The 16,674-nt window shown below is 73.2% G+C and carries 13 protein-coding genes; 6 read left to right on the top strand and 7 right to left on the bottom strand.

Annotated features, from left to right (window positions below; translation table 11 throughout):
- Positions 1 to 32 precede the first annotated feature (32 nt).
- Positions 33 to 536 carry a DinB family protein gene (locus ACIQ87_RS08805; protein ID WP_402403628.1) on the bottom strand — a complete coding sequence of 168 codons (504 nt, stop codon included), beginning with the start codon at positions 534 to 536 and terminating at the stop codon, positions 33 to 35.
- A 74-nt stretch (positions 537 to 610) separates the two neighbouring features.
- Entirely contained in the window at positions 611 to 1,057 is a 447-nt protein-coding gene (locus tag ACIQ87_RS08800; protein WP_402403625.1) for a hypothetical protein, read from the bottom strand.
- A 214-nt stretch (positions 1,058 to 1,271) separates the two neighbouring features.
- Here ACIQ87_RS08800 and ACIQ87_RS08795 point away from each other — a divergent pair, with 214 nt between their 5' ends.
- Positions 1,272 to 1,700, top strand: coding sequence for a PPOX class F420-dependent oxidoreductase (locus ACIQ87_RS08795; RefSeq protein ID WP_402403622.1), 429 nt, complete (start codon positions 1,272 to 1,274; stop codon positions 1,698 to 1,700).
- A 79-nt stretch (positions 1,701 to 1,779) separates the two neighbouring features.
- Here the strand turns inward: ACIQ87_RS08795 and ACIQ87_RS08790 are convergent, their stop codons facing one another.
- Complete coding sequence (locus ACIQ87_RS08790) at positions 1,780 to 2,571, bottom strand: putative protein N(5)-glutamine methyltransferase (protein ID WP_402403619.1); 792 nt, start codon at positions 2,569 to 2,571, stop codon at positions 1,780 to 1,782.
- 368 nt (positions 2,572 to 2,939) lie between these two features.
- Between ACIQ87_RS08790 and ACIQ87_RS08785 the strand changes: the two genes are divergently transcribed.
- Positions 2,940 to 8,261, top strand: coding sequence for a hypothetical protein (locus tag ACIQ87_RS08785; RefSeq protein WP_402403616.1), 5,322 nt, complete (start codon positions 2,940 to 2,942; stop codon positions 8,259 to 8,261).
- A 256-nt stretch (positions 8,262 to 8,517) separates the two neighbouring features.
- Here ACIQ87_RS08785 and ACIQ87_RS08780 read toward each other — a convergent pair whose 3' ends face one another.
- The 3 genes from ACIQ87_RS08780 to ACIQ87_RS08770 form a co-directional block, all read right to left on the bottom strand.
- Positions 8,518 to 9,267 (bottom strand): ScbR family autoregulator-binding transcription factor, encoded by a 750-nt coding sequence (locus ACIQ87_RS08780; RefSeq protein ID WP_402403613.1) that lies wholly within the window; start codon positions 9,265 to 9,267, stop codon positions 8,518 to 8,520.
- Between the two features lie 388 nt (positions 9,268 to 9,655).
- Complete coding sequence (locus ACIQ87_RS08775) at positions 9,656 to 11,023, bottom strand: M14 family metallopeptidase (protein ID WP_402403610.1); 1,368 nt, start codon at positions 11,021 to 11,023, stop codon at positions 9,656 to 9,658.
- A 148-nt stretch (positions 11,024 to 11,171) separates the two neighbouring features.
- Positions 11,172 to 12,614 (bottom strand): BTAD domain-containing putative transcriptional regulator, encoded by a 1,443-nt coding sequence (locus tag ACIQ87_RS08770; protein ID WP_402403607.1) that lies wholly within the window; start codon positions 12,612 to 12,614, stop codon positions 11,172 to 11,174.
- Between the two features lie 169 nt (positions 12,615 to 12,783).
- Here ACIQ87_RS08770 and ACIQ87_RS08765 point away from each other — a divergent pair, with 169 nt between their 5' ends.
- From ACIQ87_RS08765 to ACIQ87_RS08755, 3 genes are all read left to right on the top strand, one after another.
- A complete protein-coding gene (locus ACIQ87_RS08765; RefSeq protein WP_402403604.1) occupies positions 12,784 to 13,311 on the top strand; it encodes a hypothetical protein in 528 nt (175 codons plus the stop codon).
- Between the two features lie 145 nt (positions 13,312 to 13,456).
- Complete coding sequence (locus tag ACIQ87_RS08760) at positions 13,457 to 14,284, top strand: DUF4389 domain-containing protein (protein WP_402403601.1); 828 nt, start codon at positions 13,457 to 13,459, stop codon at positions 14,282 to 14,284.
- Between the two features lie 116 nt (positions 14,285 to 14,400).
- Positions 14,401 to 15,033 (top strand): peptidase inhibitor family I36 protein, encoded by a 633-nt coding sequence (locus ACIQ87_RS08755; RefSeq protein ID WP_402403598.1) that lies wholly within the window; start codon positions 14,401 to 14,403, stop codon positions 15,031 to 15,033.
- A 61-nt stretch (positions 15,034 to 15,094) separates the two neighbouring features.
- On the opposite strand, the gene ACIQ87_RS08750 is transcribed toward ACIQ87_RS08755, so the two are convergent.
- Entirely contained in the window at positions 15,095 to 15,280 is a 186-nt protein-coding gene (locus ACIQ87_RS08750) for a hypothetical protein (protein ID WP_392882222.1), read from the bottom strand.
- Between the two features lie 107 nt (positions 15,281 to 15,387).
- Between ACIQ87_RS08750 and ACIQ87_RS08745 the strand changes: the two genes are divergently transcribed.
- Complete coding sequence (locus ACIQ87_RS08745; RefSeq protein ID WP_402403595.1) at positions 15,388 to 16,662, top strand: hypothetical protein; 1,275 nt, start codon at positions 15,388 to 15,390, stop codon at positions 16,660 to 16,662.
- The last annotated feature ends 12 nt before the right edge of the window (positions 16,663 to 16,674 follow it).

The following is a 16,674-nucleotide window of genomic DNA, read 5'->3' as shown; positions in this document are numbered from 1 at the left end:
GCGGGCCACCGGGGCCGACGGGGTCGCCGAGGTCAGCTCCGGTCGTGGTCCCCCGTCCCGCCGTCGATCAGTTCGCGCAGGATGTCCATGTGCCCGGTGTGCCGCGCCGTCTCCGTGGCCATGTGGACCAGCACCCAGCGCAGCGAGACGGTGTTGCCCGACCAGGAGGTGCCGAGGTCGTCCAGCGCGAGCTCCCTGATCGCCTCGTCGGCGCCGGCCCGGGCCCGCGCGTAGAAGGCCAGGATGTCCGCCGTCGACTCGTGCGCCTCCACCCGCATGTCCGACTCGTCGTCGGCGTCGATGTCGAACGGCAGCGGGCCCATCTCCCGGCCGAACGTCTGCCGGAACCAGCCGAGTTCGGCACCGCCGAGGTGCTTCACCAGCCCCAGCAGGTTCGTCCCGGAGGGTGTCATCGGACGGCGCAGCTGCTCGTCGTCCAGCCCCTCCAGCTTCCACAGCACCACGTCGCGGTGCCGGTCCAGCGCCGCGTGGAGGATGTCCTTCTCCTCGCCCGTGAAGGGCACACTGTTGCTCATGCGCGGGACCGTACCAGCCGCCACCGACAACCCGTCCGGGAGCGGCTACGGCCACTGCCCCCGGCCGTCCGGGCTCACGGGTGCGCCCCGTCCCCGTAGACGCCGCCCGCGCGGTCGGTCAGGCCGTCCATGAACTCCGCGTGCGCGAGGTTCATGAACTTCAGCGGGCGCCAGCGGGACCGGTGGTCGGGGTGGTCGCTGAACCGCGCCGCGGTGTCGCAGAGCCGCCGCCACCACAGCATGGCGTCCTGGCGCATCCGCTGCGTCCAGCCGGGCTCGTCGTTGCGGCCTTCCAGGACGATCTCCTCCCAGGCCACCAGGACGTCGGAGAGAAAGACGCAGTCAGCGGCGGTGATCTGCGCCAGTCGCTCGGCGGCGAACCGGGCGCTGGTGCCCTCGGGTTGGGCCTCGACCAGCTCGCGCATGCGGGCGGCCAGGAAGCGCTGCAGCGGGGTGACGTCGTCGGTGTGGAGGTCGTCGGAGAACTCCAGCAGTTCCACCGGCCTGCGTTCGCGTGCCATCGTGCGCTGTCCCCTCGGTTCGGACGGTACGCGCTCATTGACGCACCGTCACCGGTCTCGCGCCCGACCCTAGCGGTTCGCGCCGGACGTCGCGGCGGATTTCCCCACCTCCCGCACCGACCCGGCCGGCCCGTGCCGTCCCGCGGGGACCGTCTCGCCCAACACGCGTGGCGAACCTTGCCCTCACACCGGTGTGAAGGCCGATGATGCTCCCATGACCGCCACTCCTTTCGACCCGTACGCGCTGCTGGAGCAGAGCAGCCTCGGCATCCTCGCCACCATCAAGGCGGACGGCCGGCCGCAGCTCTCCCCCGTCCTGCCGTTCTACGACCGGGCGGCGAACGCCATCCTGGTCTCCACCCAGGAGGGGCGGGCCAAGACCGCCAACCTGCGCCGGGACCCTCGGGCCAGCCTGGAGGTGACCGGGCCGGACGGCCGCTCCTGGGTCACCGCCGAGGGCGTGGCCACCCTGACCGGCCCGGGCACCGACCCCGACGGGCCGGAGGTCGAGGCACTGGTGGACTACTACCGCCGCGCCGCCGGGGAGCACCCGGACTGGGCGGAGTACCGCGAGGCGATGGTCTCCGACCGCCGGGTGCTCCTCACCATCCCGGTCGACCACGTGTACGGCTCCCACATCTGACCGGCTCCGGAGCCGGCCACCGCCACGGGGGTGCGGTGGCCGGCTCCGACACTCGAAGTCCCCTTCACCGAAGGGCGGTTCAGCGCAGTGTCGCCGAGACCACCGTGGCGTCCAGGTCCTCCTGCCACTGCTCGACCGCCGTCAGCCCGGCCGCTCCGGTCACCGCGAGGGCCGTCGGCGCCTGCCGCTCGCTGGTCTCGAACAGCAGCGACCCGCCGGGGGCCAGCCACCGCGGCGCCTCGGCGACCACCCGCCGCAGCACGTCCAGCCCGTCCGCCCCGCCGTCCAGCGCGGGCCGGGCCTCGTGCAGCCGCGCCTCGGGCGGCAGCAGGCCGATGTCCCCGGTCGGGACGTACGGGACGTTGGCGATCAGCACGTCCACCCGGCCGCGCAGGTCCGCGGGCAGGGCGGCGAACAGGTCGCCCTCGAAGACGCCCGCCGCGACGCCGGCCAGGTTGCGGCGGGCGCAGCGGACCGCGCCCGGGTCGATGTCGGCCGCGTACAGCTCGACCGGGTGCGCCGCCGCGGCCGCCACCGCGGCGCCCAGCGCGCCGCTGCCGCAGCACAGGTCGAGCACCACCGCACCCGGGGAGGTCAGCGCGGTGGCGGTGGCGGCCAGGAACTCGCTGCGGCGGCGCGGGACGAAGACGCCCGGGTCGACGGCGATCCGCAGACCGGCGAACTCGGCCCAGCCGACGACGTGTTCGAGCGGCCGCCCGTCGGCGCGGGAGCGGACCATGGCGGCCAGGCCGGCGGGCGAGGCGGCGGCGGAGAGCAGGATCCGCGCCTCGTCCTCGGCGAACACGCACCCGGCGGCGCGCAGCCGGGAGACCACCGAGGAACGGAGGGAGGCGGAAGGGAAGATCGGCAAGAGAACCCCTCGGGGGGAGACGGGAGGACTGACGACTCCGTCAGGGCTCCCGCGAGGGCCGACACCGCGTCGGCGCGCCGTCCGCGCTATGCGCGGCGGGCGCCCGCACGGCCGCGCTCCGGGAGCACCCGCTCGGACATTCCGTTGATGGGTCTCACCTCCCTGAGTCACGGCCACGATCGGCGTCGGCCACCTTACCGCATGCACCGAGCGAGGATGATTGGCATGATTCTGGAAGGCCCTGGGCCGCCCTGACGCCCCGTGAACCATCGGGCCGTCCCCTCCGGCTCGCTCGTCCGGGCGATTCGATAGCTCCACTGACAGTACTTCAGTGATAGCGGACCGTAGCCGCCGCGCATATTAACGGCATGACGAGACATTCCCGCGGACCGTCACGGCTTCGTGCCAGAACGGCCCGCTTCATCAGCGCCGCGGCCACCCTGGGCCTGATCGGCGCCGGCCTCACCGCCTCACTGGCCCAGGCCGTCGCCCCCGCCCACCACCTCGCCGCGCCGCTGCCGGAGCGGGTCCGGGCCACCGGTACTCCGCTGCTCCACGAGACGTTCACCGGTGCGACCGCCGACCCGCGGTTCGTCGCCGTCGGCTCCGCCTGTCTCACCGGCGCGGCCTCCTCGCCGATCGGGCCGGACGGCCGCCCCCTCGGCGGCTGCCCCGTCCCCGAGGTCGGCCCGGTGCCCCCGCTGGACAGCGCCCCCCTCGGCTACCTGCGGATCACCGACTCCAGCAACGACCAGAGCGGCGCGGTCCTCTTCGACCAGGCCCTGCCCGCCGGCAACGGCCTGGACGTGACCTTCGACCAGTGGCAGTACGGCAGCACCACCCCGGCCACCCCGGCCGACGGCATCTCCTTCTTCCTGGTCAACGGCGATGTCTCGCTCACCCACCCCGGCGCCTTCGGCGGCAGCCTCGGCTACGCCCAGAAGCTTCCCGACGACAACCCGAACCTGACCTTCCTGCCCGGCGTCGACAGCGGGTACCTGGGCGTCGGGCTCGACGTACTCGGCAACTACTTCGGCGACTGGGAACAGCGCGGCAACGGCTGCTCCCAGCGCTCCCCCGCCGGCACGGGTTTCCGCATCCCCGCGCCGGGCGCCAACATGGTCACCGTCCGTGGACCGGGCAACGGCCTCCTCGGCTACTGCTTCCTCACCGCGACGACCAGCAACTTCACCACCACCGGCCCGTGGCCCTCCACCCTGCCCGGCACCCTCCAGGGCCCGCTCACCTCGCTGCCGCCCGGTGTGACGCCGGACCAGGCGCAGACCCTGCTGGAGCCCTCGCGCCGCCGGGTGAACGTGCACCTGACGCCCGCGCCCTCGCCGGTGCTCACCGTCTCCGTCGACTTCAACGACGGCACCGGCTCGCACCAGGTGATCCAGACGCCCGCGCCGCAGCCGCTGCCCGCGACGTACAAGTTCGGCTTCGCCGGATCCACCGGCCTGTTCACCGACGTGCACCTGGTCCGCAACGTGGTGATCAGCACCGAGCAGCCGCTGCCCGAGCTGAACCTGGTCAAGCAGGCGCACCAGCCGCTGCCCGGGCTGATCACGGTGGGCACCCCGATCCCGTACGACTTCGTCGTCACCAACTCCGGGAACGTGCCGATCTCCAACCTGGCCGTCAACGACCCCAAGATCGGGCCGATCAGCTGCCCGGTGATCACCCTGGCCCCCGGTGAGACGGTGACGTGTACGGCGACCTACCTGGTCACCGCCGCGGACGCCGCCGCAGGCCACGTCGACAACACGGCCCAGGCCACCGGGACCACCGACGAAGGCCCGGTCACCTCGCCGCCGTCCTCGGAGAAGGTACCGGTGGTGGCGCCACCGGGGCTCGAGGTGACCAAGCACGTCGACGCGCCGGAGCCGTTCCACGTCGGTGACACCGTGCCGTACACCTACGTGGTCAACAACACCGGTGGAACCGAGATCACCGACCTCACGCTGACGGACGACAGGGTCACCGGGATCACCTGCGACACCACCACCCTGGCCCCGCGGGGCAGCCCCGGCGACAGCACCAAGTGCCACGGCAGCTACGTCGTGACGGCGGCCGATGCCCAGGACGGGAAGGTCACCAACCACGTCTTCGCCAGCGGGACGTCCAACGGCGAACCGGTCACCTCACCGGAGGCCGAGGCCACGGTCACGGTGGTCGGCCCCTCCTCGATCGACCTGACCAAGCAGGCGGACACCCTCGGGCCGGTCCGCGTCGGTGACACCGTCCACTACACCTACACGGTCACCAACACCGGCTCGACGGTGCTCGACAACGTCGCCGTCACCGACGACCACGTCACACCGGTGACCTGCGACGCGACCACCCTCAACCCCGGCCAGAGCACCACCTGCCACGCCACGTACGTGGTGACCGACGCCGACCTGGCGCTCGGCCACATCACCAACACGGCCGAGGCGTTCGCCACCGACCCGCGGGGCGACACGGTGGTGAGCCCGCAGCGCGAGGTGACGCTGCCCGTGGTGGGTGTGGCACAGCTCAGCCTCACGAAGAGGGCGGACAGCGCCGGGCCGTTCCACCTGGGTGACACCGTGCACTACACCTACACGGTCACCAACACCGGGACGGCCGCGGTCGACAACCTGATGGTGGCCGACGACCACGTCACGCCGGTGACCTGCGACACCACCACCCTCAACCCGGGCCAGACCGCGACCTGCCACGGCAGCTACGTGATCACCGCGGCCGACGTCGCCGCCGGGCATGTCACCAACACGGCCCACGCCCACGGCACCGACCCCGAGGGCCACCCGGTCCAGAGCCCGCCGGCCGAGGCCACGGTCCCCGTCGTCGGCGTCGCGGAGCTGAGCCTCGCGAAGATCCCGGACAGCGTCGGCCCGTTCCACCTCGGCGACACCGTCCACTACACCTACACGGTGACCAACACCGGTACGGCCACGGTCAACAACCTCACCGTGACCGATGACCACGTCACGCCGGTGACCTGTGGCGCGACCTCCCTCACCCCGGGCCAGAGCACCACCTGCCACGGGACGTACGTCATCACGGCGGCCGACGTCACGGCCGGGCATGTCACCAACATCGCCCACGCCCACGGCACCGGTCCGGAAGGCGAGACCGTCCAGAGCCCGCCGGCCGAGGCCAGCGTCCCGGTCGCGGGCGTCGTGGAACTGACCCTCGCCAAGGTTCCGGACAGTGTCGGGCCGTTCCACCTGGGAGACACGGTCACCTACACGTACACGGTGACCAACACCGGCACAGCCACGGTCAACAACCTGGCCGTGACCGACGACCACGTCCAGAACGTGACATGTGGCGTGACCACCCTCACCCCCGGTGAGAGCACCACCTGCCACGGCTCCTACGTGGTCACGGCCGCCGACGTCACCGCCAGCCACGTCACCAACACCGCCGTCGCCACCGGCACCAACCCGGAAGGCCAGACCGAACAGAGCCCGCCGGCCGAAGCCACCGTCCCCGTCATCGGCGTCGCGGCGCTCAGCCTCGCGAAGGTCCCGGACAGCGTCGGACCGTTCCACCTCGGCGACACCGTCCACTACACCTACACGGTCACCAACACGGGAACGGCCCCGGTCACCAACCTCACCGTCACGGACGACCACGTCCAGAACGTGACATGTGGCGCGACCTCCCTCAACCCGGGCCAGAGCACCACCTGCCACGGCAGCTACGTGATCACCGCGGCCGACGTCACCGCCGGCCACGTCACCAACACCGCGCACGCCCACGGCACCGGTCCGGAAGGCGAGACCGTCCAGAGCCCGCCGGCCGAGGCCAGCGTCCCGGTCGCGGGCGTCGTGGAACTGACCCTCGCCAAGGTCCCGGACAGCGTCGGCCCCTTCCACCTCGGCGACACCGTCCACTACACCTACACGGTGACCAACACCGGCACCGCGGTTGTGAACAACGTGGCGGTGAGTGACGACCACGTCCAGAACGTCACGTGTGGCACGACCACCCTCAACCCGGGCCAGAGCACCACCTGCCACGGGACGTACGTCATCACCGCGGCCGACGTCACCGCCGGCCACGTCACCAACACCGCCGTCGCCACCGGCACCAACCCCGAAGGCCAGACCGAACAGAGCCCGCCGGCCGAAGCCACCGTCCCCGTCATCGGCGTCGCGGCGCTCAGCCTCGCGAAGGTCCCGGACAGCATCGGACCGTTCCACCTCGGCGACACCGTCCACTACACCTACACGGTCACCAACACCGGCACGGCCCCGGTCACCAACCTCACCGTCACGGACGACCACGTCCAGAACGTGACATGTGGCGCGACCTCCCTCAACCCGGGCCAGAGCACCACCTGCCACGGCAGCTACGTGATCACCGCGGCCGACGTCACCGCCGGCCACGTCACCAACACCGCGCACGCCCACGGCACCGGTCCGGAAGGCGAGACCGTCCAGAGCCCGCCGGCCGAGGCCAGCGTCCCGGTCGCGGGCGTCGTGGAACTGACCCTCGCCAAGGTCCCGGACAGCGTCGGACCCTTCCACCTCGGCGACACCGTCCACTACACCTACACCGTCACCAACACCGGCACGGCCACGGTCAACAACCTCACAGTGACCGATGACCACGTCACGCCGGTGACCTGTGGCGCGACCGCCCTCACCCCGGGTCAGAGCACCACCTGCCACGGCAGCTACGTGATCACCGCGGCCGACGTCACCGCCGGCCAGGTGACCAACACCGCCCACGCCCACGGCACCAATCCCGCGGGCCAGCCCGAGCAGAGCCCGCCGGCCGAAGCCACCGTCCCCGTCGTCGTCGGCGTCGCGGAGCTCACCCTCACCAAGAGGGCTGACAGCGCCGGACCGTTCCACGTCGGTGACACCGTGCGCTACACCTACACCGTCACCAACACCGGGAACACCACCCTGACCAACCTCACGGTGACCGACGACCACGTCCGGAACGTGACGTGCGACGCGACCACCCTCAACCCCGGCCAGAGCACGACCTGCCACGGCACGTACGTGATCACGGCGGCCGACGGCCAGGCCGGCCACGTCACCAACACGGCTCGCGCCAACGCCACCGACCCCCAGGGCCGGCCCGTCCAGAGCCCGCCCGCCGAGGCCACGGTCGAGGTGGTTCCGGCCGGCGCGTCCTCACTGACCATCACCAAGCGGTCCGACGCCGACGGGACCGTGTTCCCGGGTGACATCGTCACCTACACGTACACGGTGACCAACACCGGGTCCACCACGCTGACCGACGTCGCCGTCAACGACGACCGGGTCCAGAACGTGACCTGCGAGCGGACCACCCTCGCCCCCGGCGAGAGCACCACCTGCCAGGGCACCTACACGGTGACCGAGGAGGACGCGAAGGCGGGCAGCATCACCAACACCGCCCGGGCCACCGCCCGCGACCCGCAGGGTGAGGTCGTGCAGAGCCCGCCGGTCGAGCTCTGCATCGTCGTCGCGCCCTGCCCGCCGAAGGGGCACGACCACAAGGGCGGCGGCAGCCACGGCTGCCCTGGCCACCCGGGTCACCACCCGATTCCGCCTCAGGGCGGCGGCAAGGGCGGGCTGCCGGTGACCGGCGCCCCGACCGCTACCGCGAGCGCGAGCCTGGCCGGGGGCGGGCTGGTCGCCCTCGGCGGTCTGGCGCTCCACCGGGCCCGGCGCCGCGCTGCCGGCAAGCAGCCCGTCGCGTAGCGCCGACAATCCCGCCGTGTGACGGCGGTCGGGCCGCCCCCGGTGCCTTCGGGTACCGGGGGCGGCCCGCTGTCCGTCCGGCGCGGCAGGGGTCAGGCAGCCGTGGCCGCCGACCGTGTCCGGGGGCGGTAGGAAACCGAACGTGCTGTTTGTTACCGCCCCGGGGCGTGGCCCCCACACGGATCCCGTGGTCCCGTCGCCGCCAGTTCGCCCGCACCCGTCAGGTTTCCCGCGGGCAGGAGGACCTGGGCCGCCGTCAGCCCACGGCGATCTCCGTCGGCGCCTCGACGCGCACGGGGCCGCCCGTTCCACGCGAGTCACCGCCCGGGGCCCGGTCGACAGCCGGGCCTCCGCCTTCCGCGGCCGCCCGGGCCGCTGCGGCCTCGGCGACCACCTGGGCCCCGCGGTCGGGCCCCATCTGCAGCGAACCGAGCACGCCCGGCACGGCGATGCTCGGCATCAGGTGCTGGTACAGCGCGGACACCCGCGACTCCAGGTCCGCCCGGCCGCTGAGTTTCTGGGACTGGATCTGCACCCCGGTCCACGCGGCGACGAGCAGCCAGGCGGTGTCCGCCGGCACGATGTGCGGAAGCAGCTCGCCGCGCTCACCCGCCGCGGTCAGCAGCACCTCGAACCGGCTGACCCAGCCGGGGATGGCACCGCTGCCGAGGTCGTCGAAGAGGTCCTGGCCGAGTGAGAGTCGGGCACCCGCGCTGAGCAGCGGGTCACGCGGCATCAGGTACGCGACCACCATCCCGGTGTCCACGAACTCCTGGAGCTTGCAGCTCCGTTCGGGAACTCCGTCCTGGACGAACTGCTCCTCCACGACGCCCTGCGCCAGATCGCGCTTCGAGGCGAAATGGAAATACACCGCGCCACGCGTCACCCCGGCCCGGGAGACCACTTCGCCGATGGTCGCGCCCTCGTACCCGAACTCGTCGAAGACCGAGGCCGCCGCCTCCAGGATCAGCCGACGAGTCCGGAGCGCCCGCTCCTGCCGTACCACCGAAACCACCCCGCCCTGAACTCCCGGAAAACAAAACCAAACACCCCGTATCTTAGCTGCGCGCCACCGGCGACCGACAAGGCGATCTCGGCGAATCCCGCCGACCCCTCCCCTTCCTCACACCCCGTCAGGCCCGACCGCCTGCCGGGCGACCGCGCACGCCGACCGGGCCCGACGATTCGGTCTCGGCCCGCCGCCCTCACCCCGCCCGGAAACCGAATGAACGGTTTCTCCCAGGGGTTCGTCCCCGTACACACGCACCGGCCTTCTGCGCGCGCAGAAGGCCGGTGCGTGTCGGGGCCGGTGGGTGTCGAGGGCCGCCGAGGCCGCGCGGGAAGTCGGACCGGCCGACTTCCCGCGCGGAGCGGGCCGAACCGGCGACGCCGGGTCAGGCCGGAATGCCGCAGTACTGCTGCTGCTTGCCGATCGCGCGGTAGACGCAGTCGGCCGTCTCCACCAGGCGCAGTACCGCTTCGCGGTTACGGCTGGTCTCGCGGTCGATCACCTCGTCGGGCGGGTAGAAGCCGCCGCCGCTGCCGGTCTCTCCGGGGTACATCTCGAAGGTGTAGGCGAAGATCCGCTGGGCGCCCCAGAGCCAGTCGTCGATCGCTCCGTCGGTGATGTAGAGGTCGCTCGACTGCTCGGGCGTGTAGCCGTTGGTGGCGGCCATGCCGCGGCCGAGGGTGGCGAAGGTGTTGTACTCGTCGGCCGTCATGCCGGTGGCGGTGTCGGCGGTGGTCCAGCCGAACGGCCAGAGCACGAGTTCGCTGTAGGTGTGGAAGTCGATGGCGGCGGTGATCTGCTGCTTGCCGCCGACGACCCGGCTGCGGACGAAGTCGGCGACCACCTTGGTCTCCTTGGCGGACTCCGGCGCGCTGCCCCGGTAGGTCTCGCTGGAGGTGGAGCCGGAGGAGCCGCCGCAGCAGCCCCACTTGTAGTTCCAGTTGCGGTTGAGGTCGGTGCCGACGCTGCTGCTGCCGCTGTTCGGCTGGCGGTCCTTGCGCCAGCTGCGATAGCGGCCGGTGGCGATGTCGTACTCGCCGCCGTCCGGGTTGAGGTCGGGGATCACCCAGATCTCGCGGCTGTTGACGGCGTTGGCGATGCGGCTGTCGGTGGCGTACTTGTCGCCGAACTCGTGCAGCAGGTAGAGGGACATCTCGACGGTGAGGTGCTCGCGGGCGTGCTGGTGGGCGGTGAACAGCACCTCGGGCTCGTCCTCGTCGGTGCCGACGTTGTCGCTGATCTTCACCGCGACGATCGGGCGGCCCTCGTAGGAGGTGCCGATGACGCGCTTGCTCATGATGTCCGGGTGTGCGGCGACCACGGCGTCGATGTCGGCGGTGGCCTCGGCGTAGTTGTGGTAGCCGGCGTCGGCCTGCGGGAAGTCGTACACCGGCCCGGCCAGGCCCTCGTCGCCGGGTTCGGCGCCGTAGCGGGGGCCGGGCAGCGCGACGGGCGACCAGCCGAGCGCGCGCAGCCGGGCGGCCTCGGCGGGGGTGGCGGTGACCACCACCGCGTCGGGCAGGACGGCGTCGACGGAGGCGCCGGTGGCGGCGACGGCGGTGCGCTCGGCGACGGTGCGGGGGCCGTCCAGCCGGTACTGCCGCGCGGTGTCGGCGGCGCTGTCGGCCGTGACGGACGCGGGCTCCGGCAGGCGGTCGGGGGTCGCGGCCTGGGCGGTGAGCGGGGCGGCGAGGGCGAGGGCCAGCAGCACGGCGGTGGCCGCGGCGGGCTTCCCTCGGCGGGGCAGTCGCATGACTGTCCTCCTGTGGAGGTCCGTGGGGGCGGGACGGTGGAGGAGGTGGCGCGCGCCAGCTTGATGGTCCGCCAGTGTCATGGGTTCGTCAAGGCATCGGAAAGTCCGGGTGCACTCGGCGGAGCACTCGGCGGACGGCGCGGGCGGCTCAGGAGACCGCACGGGTCCCACAGGTCGCCAGACTGCACCAGCGGCGCCGCCCGCTCGCGTCCAGGAACAGCCAGCCGCAGCCGGTGCTGGGACAGCGGCGGATGGTGAACCGCCGTGGATCGGCGAGCAGTTCGGCGGCGGAGCGGGCGGCGGCGTACAGCGGCAGCCGCAGCCCGGCCGCCGGTGGCAGCCGCCAGTGCGCCAGGCCGTCCTCGCCCCGGGTGAAGACCGCCGACCGCCCGGCCTCCTGCACCACCGCCGCCACCGCACCGAAGGCGGCGCCGTCCTGCGGGTCGGTCAGGGCCGCGTAGAGGGCCGACCGGAACGCGCGGGCGTCGGCGAGCACGCCGGCCGCCTCCTCGGGCCGCTCCGCCGCCCGACGGAGCAGCGCCTCGACGACCGGTTCGTCGGCGAGGTCGTGGTGGCCGGCCCAGACGGCGAGCGTGGGGTAGCCGCGCAGCCAGTCCGACCCGGGAGCCGGCGCGACACCCGGCTCGACGCCCCAGCCGGCGTAGGTGTTGCAGAACTCCAGCGCGGGGTGGCCGCCCGCGCTCCACGGCAGCCACTGGTCGCCGACCCGCACCGCGTACAGCGGCGCCGGAGGGCGGTCCAGCCGGGGGTCGGCCCGCAGGATGCGGTCGTGCAGGGCGGCGAGTTCGGCGCCGGGCTCGACCCCGAGGCCGTCCACCAGCACGCGCCGGGTGCGGCGGTAGAGGGCGAGCGCCTCGGTCTGCCGGCCGGCCCGGTAGAGGGCGGTCATCAGGGCGAGGACGAGGCGCTCGCGGGGCAGCAGGTCGTCGGAGGGAAGGCCAGTCAGGGCCCCGGCGGGCGCGGCGGGCAGCGCCCCGGCCGAGGGGGCGGCGGGGGCGGGGGCGGTCAGGTCGGGAGCGGTCAGGTCGGGAGCGGTCAGGTCGGCGAGCACCTGTTCGTGTCGGCCCATGGCGAGCAGGATCTCGGCCCGCTGCTCCAGGGCGGACAGCCGCAGCTCGGTCAGCCGACGGCCGAGCCGCCCGCGCAGCGCCTCGTCGACGACGTCCGCGAGCAGCGGCCCACGCCAGAGCGCGAGCGCCCGGTCGTGGCAGCGCAGCCGTTCGCCGGGGTCGCCGGTGGCGGCCGCCCGGGTGGTCAGGTCGATGAACTCCCGTACGTCGACGTCGTGTTGACCGGCAGCGAGGGCGTACCCGTCGTGCCGGGTCCCGATCACCACGCCGTACGGGCGCAGCCGGGCCCGCAGCCGTCCGATGTACGTGTGGACGGTGCCGCGGGCCGAGCCGGGCGGGTCGCCGCTCCAGAGCAGGTCGATCAGCCGGTCGGTGCTGACGACCCGGCCGTCCTCCAGCAGGAGGACGGCCAGCAGGCAGCGCTCCTGGCGACGGCTGCCGGCCAGGACGGGCTCACCCCGGTGGTCGGCCTCGAACGACCCGAGCAGTCGGAACTCCATGGCGGGCCACCCTAGAACCCGAACGGCCGTACGAGGAGACCTCCGGAGGCACGGTCTCGATCGGCGTGCGCCGGGCGGCGGGAGCGCCCGGTCCGTGGTGAGAATCCGGTCAGGGGCTCCTGCCACGCTGGGCCTCCGAACGCCCGACACCTCGCCAGGAGGACCGATCATGCGCCGAATCCTGCTCTCCGCCGCGCTGGCCGCCGTCACCGCCGTCACCCTCACCGGCCTGGCGGCCGCCCCGGCCGGCGCCGTCACCGGTCGGGGCGGGTGGGAGCCCTCGCCCACACCGGCGTTCGACCTCCCGGCCGGCTCCCGCTGCGACTTCCCCGTGCACATGGAGCCCGTCGTCGACGAGGTCCAGCGGCGGGTGCTGGAGTACGCCCCGGACGGCACCACCGTGCGCCGCGCCGCCTTCCGGGGCGCCCTCGTCCTGCGGCTCACCAACACGGCGACCGGCGCCTCGTACGACGCGGACGCCGGCGGCCGGGCCCTCGTCGACTACCGCGCCGACAACTCCCAGACCTGGCACGCCCACGGCCCGATCCTGCTCGGCGTCGGCCCGGACGGCGGCAACCTGCCCCGCGACCTCTACACCGTCGACGGTGTCTACACCCTCGACATCAGTGCCACCGGCTACCGCACGCTGAGCATCGAGCGGGGCTCCGCCGAACCGCTCTGCGCGAAGATCGGCTGACCGACCCGTCCGATCAGCCACCCCGTCCCGCTGCCCCGTCCGGCGCAGCAGGACGCGCGGGACGGGCGGGTTGCTGCGATCTTCGGAGGGCACCCGGCCACGCCCGACGGCCGGGTCCCGTCGTCCCGAGACCGTGGAGGCCCGGATGTGGCAGGCTCCCCCCGCCCCCGTCAGCCGCGAGTGGCTCCCGGTGCTGGACATGCCGGCGCCCGGCCCGCAGAACCGCTGGACGGTGCTGCTGCGGGCCCTGCTGCTGATCCCCCAGTTCGTGGTGGTGTGGGCGTTGACGGCGGTGGCGTTCCTCGTCACCGTCTTCGGCTGGTTCGCCGCACTGGCGCTGGGCCGGCTGCCGGATTTCGTGGCGGACTACCTGACCGCGTTCGTCCCGTACGACACGCGGGTCGCCGCGTACCTGATGCTCACCGTGGACCGCTACCCGCCGTTCCGGTTCGAGGTCCCCGACTACCCGGTGCAGGTCAGACTGCGGCCCGGTGAGCTGAACCGGCTCGCCGTGCTGTTCCGCATCATCCTGGTCATCCCGGCCTCGATCGTGCAGGGCCTGGTGAACGCGGGGTGGTGGATGGTGTCGTTCGTGCTCTGGCTGGTGGTGCTGATTCTCGGCCGGATGCCGCAGCCGCTGTACGAGGCGACGGCCGCGATCGTGCGCTACCGGATGCGCTACGCCGCCTATCTGGTGATGATCTCGTCCGCCTACCCCAAGCGCCTGTTCGGCGACGAGCCGGGCAGCGAGCCGGAGGGCCCGGTCTCGGCCACCCGGCCGCTGGTCCTGAGCGGCGCGGCGCGCGGTCTGCTGGTCCTCTTCCTGATCCTCGGCCTGGCCTCCTGGGCGACGGGCTCGATCACCGCCTCGGTGAACTCGGACGAGAACGACGACGACGTCAACACCGGCCCGGCCGAGCGGGTCGTCGCGCCGCTCGTTCCGGGACCCGCCGGCCACGGGCCCCGGGAGTGACGCGCAGGTTCGCCCGATCGGGGGGCGCGTACGCACCGGCGCGCCCCTGTCGCGCACGCGCCGCCTGATCGAGAAAGCCAGGTTACTGGCAGTATGTGCACGGCTACGTTTGGCATATGACGCACTCTCAAGTCCGCCGACTTCTCGTCCGTACGGCCGGGGCCCTCGTGCTCCTGGCCGCGCCCCTCGGCGTACAGGCCGCCTCCGCGCACACCCCTCCCGGGGACCAGCGGACCGTCATCACCGCCCTCGGCGACGGCGACCGCGACGCGTTGCAGCGGTCCGTGGACGCCCAGCTCGCCACGAGCCGGGGCGGCAGGCAGACCGCCGCCAACGAGGTCAGCTACCCGGACGGCGCGGTGGTGGTGCTCCCCCTGCCCGGCCAGGCGCAGGCGCCGGCCTGGAGCGGCGACCACCGCCGCCGCACGCCCCGGGGCCCGGACTGGAAGAACTGCCCCACCCCGGCCACCGAACCGTCCTACTACTGCTTCTACACCGACAAGAACTGGGGCGGCCGCCGCCTCCAGTTCAACCTCTTCCACGAGGACGCCGCCGTGTACTTCGCCGACTACGGGTTCCGCGACCAGGCGAGCAGCTGGGTGAACACGGCGCGCGGTCTGGAGGTGATCGTGGACAACGACCCGGGCGACGGCCAGTGGCAGATGCTCTGGAAGGAGCCGGCCCAGGCGCTGTCCGGGTCGGTCGCCTACGACAACATGGCCGACCGCTTCTGGGCCGTCAGGCAGTAGCCGCCGGCTCGCGCCGTCGACCGCGCTACCGGCCATACCGCCGACCGCGCCACCGGCCGCGCTACCGGCCGCCGGCCGAAGGGGGCGGCGAGACCGCGCCGCCCGTGGCGACCGGCTCCGGCGTGACCATGATGTAGGTCGGCGCCGGAGCCGTCTGCCGGGAGTCCGCCGCGAACCAGCCCGCGCCGAACGCGACGATGCCGAGCAGGAGGCCGCCGAGGACCAACGTGACGATGTGCTGCTTCATGGCCCAAGGGTAGGGGCGCCACGGCCAACTTCCTTGCCGCCACGGCCCGCTGGCCACGCCGGGCGTCAACTGTGCTTGACGACGGCGCCGGATGGGAGGATTTCCCCATGACCTCCCCGCTCCGTGTCCTCCGCGTGCTCGGCGACCGCCCGTTCGCCGAGGTCGGCCACCCCGTCCTCGCCGTGCCCGACGAGCGGCGCGGCCTGCTCGCCGTGGCAGGCGAACGCGGGTTCGCCCGGACGGCGACGGTGGGGGTGTACGGCACCGGGGACCTCGGGTGCCGGGCCGTGCTCCGGACGCGTTTCCCGGTGCACGCGCTGGCCTTCCACCCCGACGCGCCCCTGCTCGCCGTCGGCACCGGCGCGTACGACGGCGGCTACGTCTTCGAGGGCGAGCTGCTCCTGCTCGACTGGGAGACGGGCGCCACGACCTCCCTCCTCGAACACGAACTCGGCCGGCAGGTCCTCGGACTGACCTGGCTCGACGGCCAGGCCCTGCGCGTGCTGATGGCGCCGCCCGACGACCGGAAGGACCGCAGGGCGCACGTCGAGGGCCATGTCGCCGTCCTGCGCCGGCCCGACTGGCGCACCGCCGCACCCCGTTCGGTCACCCCCGCCGACCTGGCCGGGCCCCGGATCCCGGCCCCGCGCCCCGACGGACGCGAGGAGGCCCGCCGGGCACTGTCCGCACTGAGCCCGGACTGGGAGCCCCGGCGCCACGTCCTCGCCATCGAGGAGCTGCCGGACGGCGCGGTCCTGGCCACCCTCGCCCGGGACGAGGACGACCCGGAACGGCCCGGGCACACCGCCCTCGCCGACGGTCTGCTGCTCCGGCACCGGACCACCGAGTACCTCGACTGGCAGGAGCGCCTGCGGATCCGGCACGGCAGCCGGGACTACGTCAACGAGGTCCCGCCGGACGGCCGGGAGCAGTACTGGCTCTCGGTGCGCTCCCCCGAGGGGCCGGGCGTCCGGCCACTGTTCCCGTTCTCCTGGGAGCCCGGGGAGACGCACTTCCCCGGTCCAGGCGTGGAGACCGAGGACGGCGACCTGGTGCACACCGGCACCGTGTACGACGGCCACGGGCTGCAGCCCGGCGGCTCGTTCGTCGTCCGCCGCGCGGCCGCCGACGGCGCGCCCCGCTGGGTCTTCCGGACCGACCACGTCGCCACCGACCTCGACACCGACGGGGACACCGCACACGTCGCTTACCGCGACGGCGAGTTGCTGGCCCTGGACCTGCGCACCGGCGCCCTCCGCCGGCGCCACCGGCTGACCGTCGCCGGCGTCCCCGCCGTCCCCACCGCGCTCACCGTCCCCGGGCCCGGGCGCCTGCTGGTCGGCACGGCCGACGGCCGGGTCCTGGACTGCGCGACCGAGTAGCCGTCTCCCCCG

This window comes from Kitasatospora sp. NPDC096204, assembly GCF_044763205.1.
Classification (GTDB): Bacteria; Actinomycetota; Actinomycetes; order Streptomycetales; family Streptomycetaceae; genus Kitasatospora.
Note: the sequence above shows the minus strand (reverse complement) of the source record. Positions and strands in the feature narration are given on the sequence as shown.

What these genes read in the sequence shown, in the direction of transcription:
- ACIQ87_RS08745 (WP_402403595.1), top strand. Translation starts at nt 15,388, where the DNA reads ATGACCTCCCCGCTCCGTGTCCTCCGCGTGCTCGGCGACCGCCCGTTC.
- ACIQ87_RS08750 (WP_392882222.1), bottom strand. Translation starts at nt 15,280, where the DNA reads ATGAAGCAGCACATCGTCACGTTGGTCCTCGGCGGCCTCCTGCTCGGC.
- ACIQ87_RS08800 (WP_402403625.1), bottom strand. Translation starts at nt 1,057, where the DNA reads ATGGCACGCGAACGCAGGCCGGTGGAACTGCTGGAGTTCTCCGACGAC.
- ACIQ87_RS08770 (WP_402403607.1), bottom strand. Translation starts at nt 12,614, where the DNA reads ATGGAGTTCCGACTGCTCGGGTCGTTCGAGGCCGACCACCGGGGTGAG.
- ACIQ87_RS08765 (WP_402403604.1), top strand. Translation starts at nt 12,784, where the DNA reads ATGCGCCGAATCCTGCTCTCCGCCGCGCTGGCCGCCGTCACCGCCGTC.
- ACIQ87_RS08785 (WP_402403616.1), top strand. Translation starts at nt 2,940, where the DNA reads ATGACGAGACATTCCCGCGGACCGTCACGGCTTCGTGCCAGAACGGCC.
- ACIQ87_RS08755 (WP_402403598.1), top strand. Translation starts at nt 14,401, where the DNA reads ATGACGCACTCTCAAGTCCGCCGACTTCTCGTCCGTACGGCCGGGGCC.
- ACIQ87_RS08775 (WP_402403610.1), bottom strand. Translation starts at nt 11,023, where the DNA reads ATGCGACTGCCCCGCCGAGGGAAGCCCGCCGCGGCCACCGCCGTGCTG.
- ACIQ87_RS08805 (WP_402403628.1), bottom strand. Translation starts at nt 536, where the DNA reads ATGAGCAACAGTGTGCCCTTCACGGGCGAGGAGAAGGACATCCTCCAC.
- ACIQ87_RS08795 (WP_402403622.1), top strand. Translation starts at nt 1,272, where the DNA reads ATGACCGCCACTCCTTTCGACCCGTACGCGCTGCTGGAGCAGAGCAGC.
- ACIQ87_RS08760 (WP_402403601.1), top strand. Translation starts at nt 13,457, where the DNA reads ATGTGGCAGGCTCCCCCCGCCCCCGTCAGCCGCGAGTGGCTCCCGGTG.